The 17,640-nt window shown below is 49.7% G+C and carries 13 protein-coding genes; 10 read left to right on the plus strand and 3 right to left on the minus strand.

Annotated elements, in window-relative coordinates; all coding sequences use genetic code 11:
* Nucleotides 1-35: 35 nt before the first annotated feature.
* On the plus strand, nucleotides 36-893 hold the full coding sequence (locus JTN23_RS14580; protein WP_247235589.1) for a helix-turn-helix domain-containing protein: 858 nt from the start codon (nucleotides 36-38) through the stop codon (nucleotides 891-893).
* A 140-nt stretch (nucleotides 894-1,033) separates the two neighbouring features.
* Nucleotides 1,034-1,450 (plus strand): OsmC family protein, encoded by a 417-nt coding sequence (locus JTN23_RS14585; RefSeq protein WP_247235590.1) that lies wholly within the window; start codon nucleotides 1,034-1,036, stop codon nucleotides 1,448-1,450.
* A 223-nt stretch (nucleotides 1,451-1,673) separates the two neighbouring features.
* Here the strand turns inward: JTN23_RS14585 and JTN23_RS14590 are convergent, their stop codons facing one another.
* The 3 genes from JTN23_RS14590 to JTN23_RS14600 form a co-directional block, all read right to left on the minus strand.
* A complete protein-coding gene (locus tag JTN23_RS14590; protein WP_247235591.1) occupies nucleotides 1,674-2,855 on the minus strand; it encodes a dienelactone hydrolase family protein in 1,182 nt (393 codons plus the stop codon).
* Nucleotides 2,856-3,079: 224 nt separating this feature from the next.
* The gene (locus JTN23_RS14595; RefSeq protein ID WP_247235592.1) at nucleotides 3,080-4,015 is read right to left on the minus strand and encodes a ring-cleaving dioxygenase; all 936 of its coding nucleotides are present in this window, start codon (nucleotides 4,013-4,015) and stop codon (nucleotides 3,080-3,082) included.
* Between the two features lie 24 nt (nucleotides 4,016-4,039).
* Entirely contained in the window at nucleotides 4,040-4,576 is a 537-nt protein-coding gene (locus JTN23_RS14600) for a YceI family protein (RefSeq protein WP_247235593.1), read from the minus strand.
* 689 nt (nucleotides 4,577-5,265) lie between these two features.
* Between JTN23_RS14600 and JTN23_RS14605 the strand changes: the two genes are divergently transcribed.
* From JTN23_RS14605 to JTN23_RS14640, 8 genes are all read left to right on the plus strand, one after another.
* Nucleotides 5,266-5,511, plus strand: coding sequence for a DUF4974 domain-containing protein (locus JTN23_RS14605; RefSeq protein ID WP_247235594.1), 246 nt, complete (start codon nucleotides 5,266-5,268; stop codon nucleotides 5,509-5,511).
* Nucleotides 5,508-8,804, plus strand: a complete 3,297-nt coding sequence (locus JTN23_RS14610; protein WP_247235595.1) for a SusC/RagA family TonB-linked outer membrane protein — start codon at nucleotides 5,508-5,510, stop codon at nucleotides 8,802-8,804. The genes JTN23_RS14605 and JTN23_RS14610 overlap by 4 nt, the downstream gene beginning before the upstream one ends.
* Nucleotides 8,805-8,845: 41 nt before the next feature.
* Nucleotides 8,846-10,252 carry a RagB/SusD family nutrient uptake outer membrane protein gene (locus JTN23_RS14615; RefSeq protein WP_247235596.1) on the plus strand — a complete coding sequence of 469 codons (1,407 nt, stop codon included), beginning with the start codon at nucleotides 8,846-8,848 and terminating at the stop codon, nucleotides 10,250-10,252.
* Nucleotides 10,253-10,364: 112 nt separating this feature from the next.
* Nucleotides 10,365-12,863: a PIG-L family deacetylase gene (locus JTN23_RS14620; RefSeq protein ID WP_247235597.1), complete on the plus strand. Its 2,499-nt coding sequence runs from the start codon at nucleotides 10,365-10,367 to the stop codon at nucleotides 12,861-12,863.
* Nucleotides 12,860-14,011 carry an acyltransferase family protein gene (locus JTN23_RS14625; RefSeq protein WP_247235598.1) on the plus strand — a complete coding sequence of 384 codons (1,152 nt, stop codon included), beginning with the start codon at nucleotides 12,860-12,862 and terminating at the stop codon, nucleotides 14,009-14,011. Before JTN23_RS14620 ends, JTN23_RS14625 begins: the two co-directional genes overlap by 4 nt.
* 150 nt (nucleotides 14,012-14,161) lie before the next feature.
* Nucleotides 14,162-15,016, plus strand: coding sequence for a LytR/AlgR family response regulator transcription factor (locus JTN23_RS14630; protein WP_247235599.1), 855 nt, complete (start codon nucleotides 14,162-14,164; stop codon nucleotides 15,014-15,016).
* 105 nt (nucleotides 15,017-15,121) lie between these two features.
* Nucleotides 15,122-16,810 carry a serine hydrolase domain-containing protein gene (locus JTN23_RS14635; RefSeq protein ID WP_247235600.1) on the plus strand — a complete coding sequence of 563 codons (1,689 nt, stop codon included), beginning with the start codon at nucleotides 15,122-15,124 and terminating at the stop codon, nucleotides 16,808-16,810.
* 32 nt (nucleotides 16,811-16,842) lie between these two features.
* Complete coding sequence (locus JTN23_RS14640) at nucleotides 16,843-17,631, plus strand: hypothetical protein (protein ID WP_247235601.1); 789 nt, start codon at nucleotides 16,843-16,845, stop codon at nucleotides 17,629-17,631.
* Nucleotides 17,632-17,640 lie beyond the last annotated feature (9 nt).

Raw genomic sequence — 17,640 nt, forward strand, 5'->3', positions numbered from 1 at the left:
GCTCGTGTTATAGGAAAGAACGATTATCTGATACCATGCCACATTTCAAGCAATTTGCCTTTAAGAAGTTTGGGTACTTTGACTTCTCTAATGATCTACCGGATAAGCAGCTAAATCAGGACTTTAAGGAGTACATTAAGGTTATTTTTGTACGGGCGGGCGGAAAGGTAGTTATTGATTTCAAGGAGTTCCAGCTCGAGACCGATGCCCTGTTTTTCATCAGTGGCAGCCAGCACTATTGGCTGGATGAGGTATGCTGCGGTACTCTGCTGTATTACAACCGGGACTTTTATTGCGTAGAAATCCATGACAAGGAGGTATCCTGTGATGGCATTCTGTTTCACAACGTGTACGAAATACCCGTGGTACCGCTGGATGCCGAGCAGTCGGCTGCCATTCAAAAGCTGCTACGCGATATAGAGGTAGAAATAGCGAGTGAAGACTCCACCACCGAAGAGATGCTACGGATCCTGCTTAAGCAGATCATCATCAAAGCCACCCGGCTCTGGAAGCAGGAACACCAGATCAGAGATGAAGAAGCCCGCCAGGAGGTAGAGTTTTCGCGCAAATTCAGTCAGCTGGTAGAGTGGAACTATACCCAACTCCATACCGTAGCCGACTACGCCGAGATGCTGCATATCACTCCGAAGGCATTGAACAAGCGGATCACCCGGTACAGCAATACGACTCCCAACGACATCATCAAGAACCGGATCATTCTGGAGGCCAAAAGACTACTGGCACATACTACTCTAAGCGTTAAGGAAATTGGCTACCGGCTTGGCTATGAGGACACTTCCTACTTTATCCGTCTCTTCACCAATCAGACCGAACTTTCTCCTCAGAGCTTTCGTTCGCAGTACGTGGGCCACCAAAATGCTACCTTTTCTTAGCTGTCAAAACCGCAGGGGGAAAAAAGTGCTGTTCACGTCTACAAACGTGCATTGGTAGGCCTATGTACGTGGGGTACCTTTGTATTGTTCAATAAGTCGTAACGACTGGCTCGAAAATACAAACTCAATCGCTCATACCCATGAATGTAAAACGTAATGCCTCCGCTGTCTGGAACGGAACGATCAAAGAAGGAAACGGTCACCTGACTACCCAGAGTACAACACTTAGCAAGACCCAGTACTCATTCAACAGCCGGTTTGCCGAGGGTGTAGGTACTAATCCCGAAGAGTTAATGGCAGCGGCTCACGCCGGATGTTTTACGATGAAGCTTAGCCTGGACCTGACTACGGCCGGTTATACGCCCGATACGCTGGAAACCTCCGCCACGATTACGCTGGAAAATGGCGTCATTACTACCTCTGACCTCGTACTAAAAGCCAAGGTACCGGGTATCAGCGAAGAAGAGTTTCAAAAGATTGCGGCAGGGGCCAAAGCCGATTGCCCCGTCAGCAAGGCCTATAATCTGGACATCCGGTTGCAGGCAACACTGGTGTAGGCTGGTCATCTATTAATATAAAATAATAGCGTACTGCCCTCCTCTATAATTTTATACGTATGGGTACCCTTATGGGTGCTCCTTAGTACTCTCAACAAAGATTAGTTTAATGGTGTGGATATATAGTATACACCCTGCCGATGGTTTATCGGCAGGGTGTTTTGTTTATTGCCAGCCTAACTTTATTTTAGAGTTCATGAGTGAATAAATTCAGAAAGCGTTACTACTTCTTCTTGTAGTGGTAGTTAGCCAATTCAATAAATCGAGCCCAGTCGTACTCCGTCAGGTCATGGCTCCCTTCCCGATTATGATACCCCATAGGTGGATGAACGACCGGAGTATTGATCGGTGGCGGGGACTGAGGGAGTGCTGACTTCAAGCCAAAGAGGTTATAAACACGTTCTGCTTCTTTCATGGCCAGAAACGTCCCGGTGGGATCGGCCCAGAGGTCTTTGGAAGCATTGGTTACGTAGATAGGTCTGGGTGCAATCAGTGCAATCAGCATATGCTGATCCACCGGCAGTTCATCCTCCTTATCGTTGTATTTCTTATAATTAGTACTAAACCAGTGGGGAAAGGTGGTATTGATTCTGGTTACTGTCTCGCCAAAATTTCTTCGGGACAAGGCCGCTCCGGTATTGCCCGAGCAATTTGACACACAAATGGCAAAGCGCTGATCCTGGGCTGCTGCCCATAAAGAAGCCTTTCCCCCGCGTGAATGCCCTACCACAGCTACCCGTTTGGCGTCAATGGTTGGGTCCTTTTCAAAGTAGTCCAGCACCCGGCTGGCGCCCCAGGCCCAGGCTCCGATGGCCTTCATCCCGTTATCCGCATTGAGCTGTTCAGGGTATAGCTGCAAGACTCCATTCTGATAGGAGTTTTTATTATCCGGAGCCAATTCGCTATTGTGAAAAGCGGCTACTGCGTAGCCGGCGTTGATAACCATTTCGGCAGGCCAGAAGCCACTCAGGGTATCCCGTTCGGGGGCGGTGTTGCGCCGGCTCCGGTTGTTGATCAGCAGGAAAGCCGGGGCAGGACCCTTTGCCGCTGTTGGAACAAACAGGACCAGGTTGATCTTTACTGGCTTGTTGTTCTTATACACTACCAGCTCCATTTCTTTCAGATGCGCCTTCCCATTCATGGCTTTGGGATCCTCACGCTTCACCGAGTACTCAAGCTTATCATAGCTCGTTGGAAACTGCCCATACACATGCTCCTCAAAAAGGCCCAGTATCTCGGATCTCCTCTGCTGCTCCCACACTTTTTTGCTCGTGACGGATTTACCACTTTCTAATTTGAGTACATCGGGTAAGGTATACGTACCCACTTTGGACTCATCATAGTTCTGAGCACACAGGGATGAAGAAGCCAACAGGGCAGTAAGGAGCAGGGGTAAGAGTTTCATAAATTCTTTTTTGTCTATTTATTTAAAGATTATTTCAATCTGAAATTACCCGGATTGGAGCTAAAACCACTGTAAATAGCTCCTATGTAAGCCCCTGCTATCTAATTAGAACCAGATTCATTTCATTAGATTATACGTAATGAACAAATGATAATTAATCTAATTTTGAAGTCATCCAAAATCAATACTAAGGGGAGACAGTATCTGCCTCCCCGATCCTCCCGTTACTTTATGCTGGGTAGTATGCGCTCGATCTCTTTACGGTGGGGCTCGTACTGGGGTGGTAACAGTAAGTTAGTTCCCAGCTGATCCCAGGACTCGTCAATGCCAAAGCCCGGATTATCGGTAGCGATCTCAAACAGTACTCCACCCGGCTCCCTAAAATACAGGGAGTAAAAGTAGTTGCGGTCTATTTTCTCGGTGATGTTAAGTCCTCGACCTGACACCTTCTGGCGGAAGTGCATCAACACATCCTCGTTCTTTACCCGGAAAGCTATATGATGGTTGGTACCTGCCCCTCCTACTCCACGGGGTTCATTAGGTAGCTCTACCAGGTCAATGATTGCGGCCGACTCTACCGCATCCGTTATATACCGGTAGCGGTTTCCACTTTTCTCCAGAAACCTGTACCCAAATATCTCCGTCAGAACCGCCGCCGTCGGCTTGATATCCTTCAGCGTCAGCGTAACGCCGTGAAAGCCCCGGGTGGCTACATTAGCCTGTACGTCAGCCGTTTCCCAGGCTACCCGGTTGTCGCCATTCCTGGGTACTACCAGTTCCAGCTTCAAACCATCCGGATCCAGAAAAGTCAGGTAGGGCTCACCAAACTTCTGAGAAGGCTTGTTGTAAATAATGTTATGCTCTTCAAACCGATTAACCCAGAAATCAAAGCTACCTTCGGGTACTGAGTAGGCTATATTCGTAGCCATACCGGTTCCGGCGCTGCCTCTACCGGCTCCCTCGTAGGGGAAGAAGGTCAGGATGGTACCGGCACTTCCCTTCTCATCACCATAGTAAAAGTGGTACGTACCGGGATCATCAAAATTAACCGTCTTTTTCAGCAAACGGAGACCCAGTACTTTGGTATAGAAGTCTACATTGGTTTTGGCCCGATCGGCAATAGCCGTGATATGGTGCAGGCCCATTATTTGATTCTCCATAGCTTTACCTTTCTGAGGTGGTCTTTAGTTTTGCTTTACCAGCTGAATTTCAGCCTGTAATTTTATTTCATCACTTACTACAACACTTCCGGCCTCGGTTACTGCGTTCCAGGTCAACCCGAACTCCTTCCGGCTGATTTTGCCATTGATTGTAAAGCCCGCCTTGGTCTGACCGTAGGGATCTACTACAATACCACCAAACTCTACTTTTACGGTTACAGGTTTGGTAATGCCCCGGATCGTCAGGTTTCCCTGCAGTTCGTAATCATCGTCACCTGTATGGGTATAGCTAGTACCCTCAAAACGGATTTCGCCATGATTTTCAGCATCAAAAAAATCAGCCGATTTCAGGTGCGTATCACGCTGGTCGTTATTGGTATTGATCGAATTTACATCAGCAGTAAATACAACCTGCTCAGCAGAAGTAAACTGTTCGTCGGAGGTCTCCGCTTCTACATGGAAGTTCTGGAAATATCCGGTGACGGTAGTGATCATCAGGTGCTTTACCTTGAATTGTACTTCACTATGAGTGGGGTCTACTGACCATTTGATAGTTGCCATAATTGCTTGTGTTTATGTGAATAGGTTATCGATTTTCAAATGTATAAACATTTAATGTACATACATATATTTTTAATCAAAAGTTTCTATTGCTGGTATTTTGTTCAGCAGATAGCGTATGCATAGCTAACCAGGGAAGTTGAGGCTATTGGCAGAGGAGTCAGGCAGAAGAGGAGACGGCAAAGGTATATAAACAATGAAGTCAGAGGGTAGTACCCTCTGACTTCACGACACTATACACACTATTTATGAATTTCATTCATGCAAACAGGTACTATATACACTACAAATATGATGCCAAACCTTAAATGTTTCAAAATAAATTAATCAATTCACTATCATTATTCTGCTCGTAGTAGAGCTTTCGATAAAATCATAATCCTGTATAGGGTAAGTACACAATCGTCACTTCCTCAATAGGACAATACAAATATAATATTTTGCTATATTAGTTATTTACAACACTTTATACTTTTTTTTACCCTTACTTTAAATTTTTGTTAAATTGTGCACTGGGAAATGCAGAATAAACTTATACTTAGAAACATAGGACTGAGCTATTAATAACTTAAACGTCTGAGGATAATAACACCTTCACGAAGCGATTTGAGGATACCTCCCCCGGATAAGACTATGTGTTATTTCGGGAAGATACCGTAGTAGCCCCAGGAGCTTCAGGCAATTACCGCTTGGAAAGAACACCTTTTCTTTTTGATCATACAGTACTTGCTGAGGTAGCCGAGCCAATCCAGGAGCGATTCAACGTAAAGATCGTGACACCTGACTCTTCCCTGGCCAGCCGGAAAATTGGAGGCATCTACCGGGCCCGACAGGTGGATGAGTTGCTACAGGTACTAACAGAACTGCTTGAACTGAAAATAACCCACCAAACCGATCATATAGAATTACGAATTTCCCAAACTCCCAACCTATGAAAAAACAATTTCTACGAACGTGGCTGATAGGTACCAGCCTGCTTATTACCAGGGCTGGTATTTCCCAGGACCTTTCCATGCTTCGACCACCGGCAGCTAGTCACGTAGTTATCGAAGGGCTTTCCACACTGCAAAGAACCCAGCGGGCGGTAGCAGACATGACCGTGAGAGGAAGGGTAACGGATGAAAAAAACGAAGGACTCCCGGGTGTAAGCATCCTGCTAAAGGGTACCAACAGAGGGGTGGTGTCCGATATGGAGGGGAACTACACCATCAGTTTACCCGAGCAAAATGCGGTGTTGGTCTTTTCTTTCATTGGATTTGTCACGAAGGAGGTACCCGTCAACGGGCAGACTCAGCTCAACGTAAAACTCGATGCCTCCGTTAGTAACCTGAGTGAAGTGATGGTGGTAGGGTACGGTACGCAGCGGAAAGGCGATATCACCGGCTCTATCGGGTCGCTGTCCGCCAAGAACATCAAAGAGATACAGGTCACCAACTTTGAGAACGCCATCCAGGGACAGATCGCGGGGGTTCAGGTACAGGAGCCCAGTGGTGAACCCGGTGCCGCGCCTACGGTCAGGGTACGTGGCTTAGGGTCGGTTTCAGCCGGTAATGAACCCTTATATGTCATTGATGGATTTCCGGTAACCAAGAATATGGATCCGGGTATTCAGGGGGATATTTCCCGCCGGACTACCGCCTTTGCACTTCCCGCTACCAATCCACTGGGTACTTTAAATCCCAATGATATCGAATCCATAGAGGTTCTCAAAGATGCTTCTGCGGCGGCTATCTACGGTTCCCGAGGCTCCAATGGAGTCATACTGATTACGACGAAGAAAGGAAAATTAGGCTCCAAACCTGTAGTAGGCTTTGACTCATACTTTGGTATGCAATCGGTGGCCAAGCGGGTAGATCTGATGAATTCCGCAGAACTGACGGCCTATGTCCTGGATTCTAAAAATAATGCCTATATGCAGGATGTACGTGGTGCTAACATCAACGATGACAACGCCACCCGCTATACCAAAACCACCAATACCAGCTACTATATACCGGATGACTTTGCCAACCCGGACGGTACCGACACCGACTGGCAGAGCCTTATCTTCAACACGGCTCCTATCCAGAGCTACAATGCCTCTGTTTCAGGTGGTACTGACAACGTAAGGTACTACTTCTCCGGCGGGTACTTCAACCAGCAGGGAATCATTGAGCGGAGCGGGTTTAAGAGATATAGTTTCCGGGCCAATATGGAAGCGAATCCAACCAAAAAGCTCAAAGTAGGCTTCGGATTAAGCCCCTCCTTTACGGATACCGACCGATCACCGGCCGGAGCCCCCTATTTTGCGGATCCTCCGGGCATTGTGTACTCGGCATTGGTACACTCCCCTACTGTTAAACCTTACCTTCCAGACGGTACGATTAACCAAACTGACAACCAGTCCCATCTGCTCACCTCGGATGGTCGTGGTACTAACATGACGGCGGCCAGTAACCCTCTGGCAATCATTAAATATGTTACGGATGATCTGAAGCAGTTCCGGACATTTGGTAATGTATTTGCTGAATATGAGATTCTGAAAGGACTGAAGTACAAGCTCTATACGGGTATCGATGTCAACAGCTACAACCGGTCCTTCTACATGGCCAGAGCCTTCCTGAACCGTACCGCTACCACCGGTGACCCCTATGCGCAGTCCAATTCCTCCCTGAACTACAACTGGATTACTGAAAACACTTTATCCTTTGATAAGATCATCAATGAGCATAACATCTCAGCGGTGGTTGGTTACAGTGCTCAGAAAGACCGGCTGGACGCTAATCAGGTATATGCTCAAAACCACCCCGATGACCTTTCCCCTACCATCAGCGGCGGTCAGGTAACCAGCGGAGGAGACAACCGTCAGGAATGGTCCCTTGTATCGGCACTTGCCCGGGTCAACTATGCTTTCAAAGATAAGTATCTGTTTACAGCTACGGTACGTTCCGACCGGTCATCCCGATTTGGAGCCGGCAACAAAACAGGCACTTTCCCCTCTTTTTCAGTGGGATGGAGACTCTCCGAAGAACCCTTTATGAAAGGGTTAACCGCGGTTAGTGACCTGAAAGTAAGAGGAAGCTGGGGACAAACCGGTAACTTCCTGATCCCTAACTACGCGGCCATTGGCCTGTTAAGTCCCTACAACTACGTCTTGAACAATGTGCTGGTGAATGGTATTGCTCCGACTTCGCTAAGTAATGAGAACCTTACCTGGGAAAAAACGGCGCAGGTAGATCTGGGTCTGGATTTCTCCCTGTTCCGCAACCGCCTGTATATCTCAGCCGACTGGTACAGAAAGCTTACATCAGACCTCCTGCTGAACGTACAGGTTCCGGCATCGGTAGGATTCACGAACGCTTTACAGAATATTGGTGAAGTCGAAAACAAGGGGGTTGAGCTAACGGTTTCCAGCCGTAACCTGGTGGGCGACTTTACGTGGACGACTGACTTTAACTTCTCTACCAATAAAAACGAAGTGCTGAAACTGGGACCCACCGGTGATCCCATCCTTAGCACCGGAGGTGCCGGTATCCGGCACATTACCCAGATTGGTGCTCCAATTGGCAGCTACTATGGCTATGTAGTAGAAGGGATCTACCAGACCCAGGCTGAAATTGATGCCGCTCCCAAGGATGCGCTGGCTCCGGCAGCCCGCCCCGGCGACCTCCGCTTCAAGGATGTCAATGGCGATGGGGTAGTCAATGCGAATGACCGTACCGTTATTGGTAACTACATGCCTGATTATATGTGGGGGATTACCAACCGGTTTGGTTACAAAGGCCTTGACCTTACTATATTCTTCCAGGGGGTGCAGGGGTCCAAAATCCTGAACCTGACGCGTCGGCACCTCGGCAACGGCGAAGCAAATGTCAACTCGTACGCAGCCTGGACAGAAAGATGGATGTCACCCGAAAATCCGGGTAACGGTACCATTCCACGGGCTGACCGTCTGACCGACCTGCACGGAGGTAACAACCGTCCTTCCTCCTATCAGGTGGAAGACGGCTCTTACTTCCGGCTCCGAAGCGTTTCGATCGGGTATACCTTCCCTAAGAAGCTTCTAGGAACCAAGCTTCAGTCGCTACGCGCGTATGCTTCCGGAACCAACCTGTTCACCAGCACCAAGTACCTGGGTTACAATCCGGAAGTTAATAATCAATCTGGTATTACGGGGGTGCAGGGCGAGGACTACGGAGCCTATCCGCTTTCCCGAAACTTCACCATTGGACTTAACGTCTCCTTTTAATTATTAAAGTTCCAGAGCTACTACCTACAATTGCAAAAGACATGAAGCTAAGACAACTATATATAGTACCACTAATGGCCGGAGTCCTGTTCTCCTGTAGTCAGAACTTTACTGATCTGAATCCCGTCTCCCAGCGTAACGTAAACGGGTTCTACAAAACGGCCGGGGATATGAATACCGCCATCAATGCTGCCTACAAAGTCCTGCAGATGAACGGCACCTATAACCAGAGCTACTGGGTTATGATGGAAATGCGGTCCGATAATACGGATCAGGGACCGGATGGAACCGGACTGGCTGCTGAACTGACGGTTATTGACAACTTTTCTGAGATAGCTACCAGCGAAATCATAACGGCTGCCTACACGGATTCCTATCTCGGCATTACCCGCGCCAATATTATATTGGATCGTATTGACGCCATAGAAATGGATGCCGCCGTAAAAGACCGGATCAAAGGGGAAGCCCTGTTTATCAGATCACTATTCTATTATAATCTGGCCGTGCTGTTTGGGAATATCCCCATGCCTCTGAAAGAGCTGAAATCTGTTGATGAAGGAAGACAACTACCCCAGCTTCCTGCTTCGGAAGTGTATAAGCAGCTGATCACTGACCTTCAGAAAGCCGAAGCGAGTCTACCCATTAAGTACGCCGCCTCCGCTGATCTGGGGCGCGCCACCAAAGGTGCCGCCGCTGCCCTGCTTGGTAAAGTACTCCTGACGGCCGGCGATAAGCAAGCGGCAGCCACGGTTCTGAAACGGATTGTCGACAGCTACGGCTATTCATTAGTACCGGACTACGCCAACCTATGGGGACTAAACAATAAGAACAACCGTGAATCTATCTTTGAGGTGCAGTTTCGCGGTGGAGGTACCGGAACGGGTAATGCCTTTACCAATGCTTTTTCACCCCTGCTGCGCCAGACTACCGGGGCCTACAAGAATCGTCCGACGGTCAACATGATGAACGCATATGGGCCGGGTGATGATCGTTTCCTCAAATCCATGGATACCAGCTATGTCAACGCACAAGGCGCTCTGGTCTCCAGCTCACGCAATGATTCCCGCTTTATTACTAAATACGGAAGAGAAAATGCCTTTAACGAAAATGACGCCTCCTACAACTTTGTCGTGCTTCGCTACGCCGATGTGCTGCTGATGCTGGCCGAAGCGCTGGGTGAGTCGGATGCAGCCTACGGCTATATCAATCAGGTAAGAGCCCGGGCCAAATTAGCTCCCATCAGTGCCAGTACACCCGGTACTTTTGAAGAAAAGCTCCTTCGTGAACGCCGGGTAGAGCTGGCCTTTGAAAATCAACGCTGGGCGGATCTGCTGCGCTTTGGAAAAGCCAGGGAGGTCATGCAGGCACAAGGCAAGAATACCCGGCTCCTTTACCTGATCCCTCAGCGTGAACTGGATATTAATTCTTCCTATAAACAAAATCCATAAAGTATAACGCAGAAAGCAACAGGCAGCCATTCAGCAAGTAATGCGCTACTGCTCGGGGCAATAGCGTATTACTCCACTGCCCGAACTTTACAGCCTAAACCCGTTCTGAGCCATGCGCTTTACCGTCAAAAACGCGATGCTGTTCCTCTTCGCTGGACTCCTGCCCCCCCTTTCGGTGAGGGCCCAGGCTCCGGCTAAGCCATCATCCAATAAGATATTACAGGATCTCAAGAAGCTCAACGTATTGGGCAACGTGCTGTACATGGCAGCCCACCCCGACGATGAGAATACGACCTTCATTGCCTACATGGCCAATGAAAAACTCTACAATACCAGCTACCTTTCGCTTACCCGCGGTGACGGGGGACAGAACCTGATCGGCCCGGAAATCCGGGAGCAGCTAGGTATAATCCGTACGCAGGAACTCCTGCAGGCGCGGCGTGTGGACGGAGGAAAACAGTACTTCTCGCGGGCCAACGATTTTGGGTTTTCCAAAAACCCCCAGGAGGTATTTACCATCTGGGAGCGTGAGAACCTGTTGGCCGATGCGGTATGGGTGATACGTAACCTAAAGCCCGACGTGATCGTCACTCGTTTCCCGCCCGACTCCCGGGCCGGACATGGACACCACAGTGCCTCGTCCATCCTGGCAGAGGAAGCCTTTGAGGCCGCGGCCGATCCGAAACGCTTCCCCGAGCAACTACAATACGTACAGCCATGGCAGGCTAAACGCCTGCTCTGGAACATAGGCATGTGGGCGATGGCCAACCGGGCCGAGTTTATCAAAAATGCGAAAGACTACCTGCAGATTGATGTAGGGGGATATAATGCGCTGCTCGGTAAATCATACGGTGAAATCTCCGCGGAGAGTCGGAGTATGCACAAAAGCCAGGGATTCGGTTCGATAGGTGCCCGCGGCACCAACGTCGAGTACCTGCAGCATACTAAAGGAGATAAGGCCCAGGCCGATCTGTTCGAAGGCATCAATACCACCTGGACGCGGGTGAAAGGCAGTGACAAGGTAGCCCAGCTGATCAAACAGGCTATAGATGGCTACAAAGCGGATAAGCCCGCAGCCAGTATCCCCCTCCTGCTCTCGATCAGGACAGAGCTACAGAAACTACCGGATAGTTTTTGGAAAACTACTAAATTGAAAGAGGTAAATGGGTTAGTAAAAGATGCGCTGGGGCTTTATCTGGAAGTAGTGGCTGGTGACTATGCCTATACTCCGGGAGAACCCATGGCGCTATCAGTTGAGGCGAACAACCGGTCCGGGGCCAACGTAACACTGCAAAAAATTACCTTTCCTTTCCAGGGAAAAGATTCGGTTCTGGCCGCACCACTGACTGCTAACAAGGATGTCTCTTTTACCATCAACTCCCGAATACCTGCTGATGCCGGGATGTCCCAGCCGTACTGGCTGCACAGGCCCATCGGGTACATGGGTTTATTTGTAGTAGAAGATCAGCATAAGATTGGTCTGGCCGAAAACCCTCCTGTTGCTACGGTACAATTTGAAGTACTGGTCGAAGGTCAAAAGCTGCAGTATGATATTCCGGTAGTGTACAAGAAAAAAGATCCTGTCGTCGGAGAGGTGTACCAGCCGCTGGTCGTGACCCCTCCGGTCTATGTCAATATCTCACAGGAGGTATACATGTTTGACAATCAGGAAGCCAAAAAAGTAGTAGTTGGCATCAAAGCCGGTAAAGCTAACTGCCAGGGCGAGGTCATGCTGGATCTGCCAACCGGCTGGAAGGCAGTTCCTCAATCTATTCCCTTCCACCTTGCCTTCAAAGGAGCGGAGCAGAGCGTAGAGTTTCAGCTGTACCCGCCGGCTAGTGCGCAGGAGGTGGAGATCAAAGCCCTGGTCAAAACCGATGGAAAGACATATGACAAGAGTCTGGGTATGATTAGTTACAACCACATCCCCACCCAGATATTTTTCCCGGATGCGGTTGCCAAAGCGGTAAAGCTGGACCTGCAAAAGAGGGGCAACACCATTGGATACATAATGGGAGCCGGCGATCTGATCCCGTCCAGCTTACGTCAGATCGGCTACAACGTAACCCTGTTGGAAAACCAGGATATTACCGCGGGCAATCTGAGCCAATACGATGCAATCATCGTGGGGGTACGGGCTTACAACACCAACGAACGGATGAAGCACTACCAGACTGCGCTGATGGATTATGTCAAAAATGGCGGTAACCTGATCGTCCAGTACAACACCAACTCAGATCTGGTAATCAAAGAAGTCGGTCCTTATCCCTTTGAGCTTACCCGTGACCGTATCACGGTCGAAGGTTCGGAGATCCGCTTCCTCAAACCCGATAGCCCGGTGTTAAATACACCTAACAAGATTACCGCGGAAGACTTTAACGGATGGGTGCAGGAGCGAGGGCTCTACTTTCCGCAGAAGTGGGCTCCCGAATACGAGGCCATTATATCCTCCAACGATCCGGATAGCCCACCGCTGGATGGGGGTATACTGGTGGCAAAACACGGTAAAGGCAACTACGTGTATACCAGCCTGTCGTGGTTTCGCGAACTACCAGCCGGAGTACCTGGAGCCTACCGACTTTTTGTTAATCTTATCTCGATGGGCAAATGATCACTATTCCTAAACCTACTACCAATCAGGTCGATGAGCCCAGAGTACTTCCACGGCGTCTGCAATCACTGGATACGCTGCGGGGCTTTGATATGTTTTGGATTACGGGCGGTAGCAAGCTGGTACATGCGCTGGCGGCAGTGACCGGATTGAGCTGGTTACAGACGATGGGGGCCCAACTCCACCACCCGGACTGGAATGGGTTTCATGCCTATGATCTGATATTCCCGCTATTCATTTTTATGGCGGGAGTATCCACTCCTTTTTCGGTTGGCAGCCGACTGGAAAAAGGCGCCTCTAGGACACTGTTAACTCGTAAAGCCATTCAGCGGGGATTAATCCTGGTGCTTCTGGGTATCATTTATAACAACGGCATTCTGCATACAGATCTGGCGGAAACACGTTTCCCGAGTGTACTGGGACGTATTGGCTTGGCAGGCATGTTTGCGCAGATTATCTATATATATAGTCCTAAGCGACTCTTGCACCTTTGGCTGGGCATACTGCTGCTTGGCTACTGGGCCTTCATGGCACTATTCCCCGTACCGGGTTGTGGCGCAGGGCTCCTGACGATGGAATGTAATCCGGCCAGTTACTTTGATCGGTTGGTATTACCAGGTAGACTACACCAGACCATCCATGATCCGGAAGGATTAGTATCTACCATTCCGGCCGTAGCCACGGGACTTTTCGGTATACTGGCTGGCCAGCTGCTGCGAACCAGTGACCTGGCCTTCTCCCCTGCCCGAAAGGTACTGGCTATGGTGCTTTCTGGAATAGCGGCCCTGGCGCTGGCGCTGGTGTGGAACCTGGTTTTCCCGATCAATAAGAACATCTGGACCAGCTCCTTTGTACTGCTAACAGCCGGTCTAAGCTCCCTGCTGCTTGCCCTGTTTTACTGGGTTATTGATGTACAGGGGTATCGCCAGTGGACCTTTTTCTTCCTGGTGATCGGGATGAATTCAATCGTTATCTACATGTCCAAGAAATTCTTTGACTTCACCTACACCGCCAACGCCCTGTTCGGCGGCCTGCTAAGCCAGTTCCCCGATTCCGTACAGCTTGTCGGAGGAGTAGTGGCCTTCATTATGGTACAGTGGGTTTTTATGCTTATCCTGTACCGCAACAAGCTGTTTCTGAAGGTGTAGCTTTATGAGTATCCCATATAATGAGAGCCGTCTGCACTTTGTGGGGCGGCTCTCGTTTTTACATAGTATTACCTCGTATAGTTTGTTATTCAGATATACGTAGCCAGCTTTTGCTAGGTATAAAAAGTCGTAAACGATTACCTTTGTGGCATGCAACAGGATGCTTCAATCAATACAACTCCCCCTACCCTACCCACCTACCACGACAAGTGGATTCAGGTGATAGGGATTCCCGTTATTGCCGCCTTTGCCCATTACCTGACTTACAACTACGAGCGGTTCGAGTGGATTATAGCGTATGAATACATCAGCGACTGCCTCAAGATTTTCCTGATCTGGCGGCTCATGCGCGGATCTATAATCTGGCTGGACAAGCGTTACCCCTGGCAACAGAACTTTGTAGTAAGGCTGCTCATCCAGCTGGTACTTACCAATGTGGTCAGCTTATCGGCTCTGACCGCCTTAGTCTTTGCGGAATACGCATTTATACGGCCCTACCAGATGGAGCATTTCTTCTCGCTGGATCTGGTCATCGCCTTTCTGTTCATCCTGTTCGGCAATGCCATCTATATCTGCCTCTACTTCTATGACTCTTACAAACGGAGTGAGGATGATAAAAGAGCCATTGCGGACCTGCTCCAGGCAGCACCGTCAGCACCACCCATGGAACACGTGACGGTACGGACCGGCAAAAAGGAGGTACTCGTACCGATACACTCTATACTCTGCATGTACTCCGAAGAAAAGGAAACCTACCTGATCGATCTTAACCAGAAGGTGTACCTGCTTGACCATTCGCTGGACCGGCTGCAGGAGCAGCTTCCCGAGGCGCTATTCTTCAGAGCCAACCGACAGTTTATCGTAACTCCCCGCTGCCTGCAGAGCGTAGCTACCGACGCCTACGGCAAGCTCACCGTTACGCTCACTCCCAATCCCAAGCTCCCCGAAACTATCACCATCAGCCGCCAAAAAGCCCCCGCATTTCGTCAGTGGATGAAGCGCTAGGCTGCATTTCGTCGCTTTTTTTTGTGCGGTTCAGCAGCAAAAGTGGCTTTTGCAGCGCGTAGTACGCCTTTTGACCCTTGTTTTGCGCTCAGTTAAAAACGAGCCATGAAACAAATCATTTTATTCCTAGGCCTGCTGCTCAGTAGCGGGACCATCCCCGTGGATGTACGGGCACAACCTCTGGTGGGAGTCCCTACCGCCCGTATGGATTCCCTGTTCAAAGACTGGACTACTACTCAGTCACCCGGTGCTGTACTGGCTATCGTTAAAGATGGTCAGATCGTATACAGGAAAGCCTATGGCATGGCTAATGTAGCGGCTGGCGAAAAGCTAACCCCACATCATGCTTTCTGGGTAGCCTCCATGACCAAGCAGTTTACGGCCATGAGCATTGCCTTACTGGCCGAAAATGGAAAGCTTTCTGTAGAAGATGATATCCGAAAGCACTTGCCCGAGCTACCCTACCTGGGTGATACCGTCCGGATCCGACACCTGATCCACCACACCAGCGGCCTGCGCGATGGCTTCACCCTTATCGGACTGACTTTCAGGGGCGAAAAGCACTACACCAGCGCCAATGTGATCCGAATGCTGAAAAAGCAGTCGGCCCTCAACTTTAAGCCCGGTAAGCGCTATGAATATAACAACGGAGGCTATGTACTGCTGGCTGAGATCGTGGCCCGTGTGAGTGGGATGCCTTTTGATAGCTACGTGGCCTCCCACATCTTTCAGCCCCTGGGAATGACCCAATCCAGGATCATCAGCCAACTAGACAATAAGTACCCTAACCTGGCGCGAGGATATGAGAGTACGTATAAGAAAGGGCGCCCTACGTACAAGCGCAAGCACTTCAAAGGAAATACCTACGGCTCTACGGGGCTAGTTACCACGGTAGATGATCTGATCCAGTGGGATGCCAACTTCTACCGGAACCGGTTGGGAAAAGGAAATCAGGAGCTGATAAAGCAGGTGATGGAGTCGGGCCTCCTGAACGATGGGACCCACACCGCCTATGCCTATGGCCTTGAGGTAGTTGATCAGGATGGGGTCCTGACCGTAAGCCACAGTGGTGCCGACCCGGGCTATAAGGCCGAAATGGTTCGCTTTCCCGAACACCGACTGACCCTGATCTGTCTGGCTAACACGGGTAACATGTGGAGCCTTACGCAGAAACTGCTCCTGATGGGTGAATGGATGATAAAGGGGGAAACCCACCTACCGGCGGCGCATCTAACAAAAGCCTCCCCTGCCCCGGTGACGGATCTAGATGGAATATACCTCCACCCGCAGAATAAAGCAGATATTCGGTTTGTTTCGGAGACGGATGGACAACTCTTTGCCTCCGCCTCAATGCAGGGCTACAAAGTACCACTGGTACCAACCGGTACCGATTGCTATCAGAATAGGGGCTTAAAGGTGAATAGATTTCAGTTTGAAAGATCGGAGTCAGGACAGGTAACCGGGTTGACTATCTACAACAGAGATCAGCAACTCTCCCTGCAAAAGGTACAACCACAGAGCTACCAGACCAATGAGCTAAAAGCCTTGGCGGGCAAGTACTACAGTCCGGAGCTGGATCATCAGTACCGGCTAAAGGTCAGGAAAGGAAAGCTGGTCATGAGCATTTACGGACTAATCAACATCCCCCTGCTCCCGCTTGAAAAGTACCGCTTTGCCGCCGACCTGATGGGAAACAACAGCTTCGAGTTTCAGACGGATGCAGCGGGCTCACCAACCGGTTTTACCTTCAGCCGTGCTGCCGTCACCAACCTTCATTTTAAAAAAATTAAGTAGTACAAGTACATATTAATCAAATCAAAAAAGCCATGAAAAAAGTAATCGTAGCACTCCTGTGCCTGGCCGGCTCCTACCGTTTGGCGGCCCAGGAACACCCCAATTCACTCCAAATAGGAGTTGGATCCCTATCCGGCAAGATGCTGGACCAGCAGGCCTCGCCGCTTCTTTATCACACCAAAGCCACTCAGGTAACTCTGGACTACTTACACCAGAGTAAGCGGGCGCGGTTCGAGGTAGCTATCACCCCTGCCCTGGGTACTACCCTGCCCGAGCGGTTTGGCGAACGGGCTTTTGGTGATGATTTCTACCAGTACAAGGTGCATTCATCCTACTACAGAGCCGATATAGACATCTCCTATATCCGTCGCCTGGGCAAACAGCCTCGGAACGTCCAATTCTTTTTTGGTGGTAAGCTGCAGAACACCCTTCAGGTTGCCGACCAGGTAGCTAACTTCTACTGGGCTACCAACGTAGCGGCCCTGCACGCTCAGTTCCAGACGGAATACCATCACAACCGTCACCATCTAACGGCCGGTTTGAGTGTACCTGTACTAGCCGCGGTATCGCGTCACATCCACGCCAATTTCCCTAAGTCAGCGGATAGGTCCAACTTCATCGCTTTTTTCGAAGAGGGTACCGAGCTTACGGCCCCTCACAAGCTGCACATGCTCCAGGCTTACGCTAACTACCAGTTTATGCTCAGCCGACGCATGAGTGCCGGCCTACGGTACGGTTTCCGAATGATGCAGTACCCATTACCACGCCCCATTCAAAGTATTAGCCAAAGCGTATCCGTTCATACAGCCTTCTATTTTTAATCCTTAATA

The organism is Telluribacter roseus (assembly GCF_017355915.2).
Taxonomy (GTDB): domain Bacteria; phylum Bacteroidota; class Bacteroidia; order Cytophagales; family Spirosomataceae; genus Telluribacter.

Bases quoted from the DNA above. Each gene is read 5' to 3' on its own strand.
- JTN23_RS14580 (WP_247235589.1), top strand. From the start codon at position 36: ATGCCACATTTCAAGCAATTTGCCTTTAAGAAGTTTGGGTACTTTGAC.
- JTN23_RS14585 (WP_247235590.1), top strand. From the start codon at position 1,034: ATGAATGTAAAACGTAATGCCTCCGCTGTCTGGAACGGAACGATCAAA.
- JTN23_RS14590 (WP_247235591.1), bottom strand. From the start codon at position 2,855: ATGAAACTCTTACCCCTGCTCCTTACTGCCCTGTTGGCTTCTTCATCC.
- JTN23_RS14595 (WP_247235592.1), bottom strand. From the start codon at position 4,015: ATGGAGAATCAAATAATGGGCCTGCACCATATCACGGCTATTGCCGAT.
- JTN23_RS14600 (WP_247235593.1), bottom strand. From the start codon at position 4,576: ATGGCAACTATCAAATGGTCAGTAGACCCCACTCATAGTGAAGTACAA.
- JTN23_RS14610 (WP_247235595.1), top strand. From the start codon at position 5,508: ATGAAAAAACAATTTCTACGAACGTGGCTGATAGGTACCAGCCTGCTT.
- JTN23_RS14615 (WP_247235596.1), top strand. From the start codon at position 8,846: ATGAAGCTAAGACAACTATATATAGTACCACTAATGGCCGGAGTCCTG.
- JTN23_RS14620 (WP_247235597.1), top strand. From the start codon at position 10,365: ATGCGCTTTACCGTCAAAAACGCGATGCTGTTCCTCTTCGCTGGACTC.
- JTN23_RS14625 (WP_247235598.1), top strand. From the start codon at position 12,860: ATGATCACTATTCCTAAACCTACTACCAATCAGGTCGATGAGCCCAGA.
- JTN23_RS14630 (WP_247235599.1), top strand. From the start codon at position 14,162: ATGCAACAGGATGCTTCAATCAATACAACTCCCCCTACCCTACCCACC.
- JTN23_RS14635 (WP_247235600.1), top strand. From the start codon at position 15,122: ATGAAACAAATCATTTTATTCCTAGGCCTGCTGCTCAGTAGCGGGACC.
- JTN23_RS14640 (WP_247235601.1), top strand. From the start codon at position 16,843: ATGAAAAAAGTAATCGTAGCACTCCTGTGCCTGGCCGGCTCCTACCGT.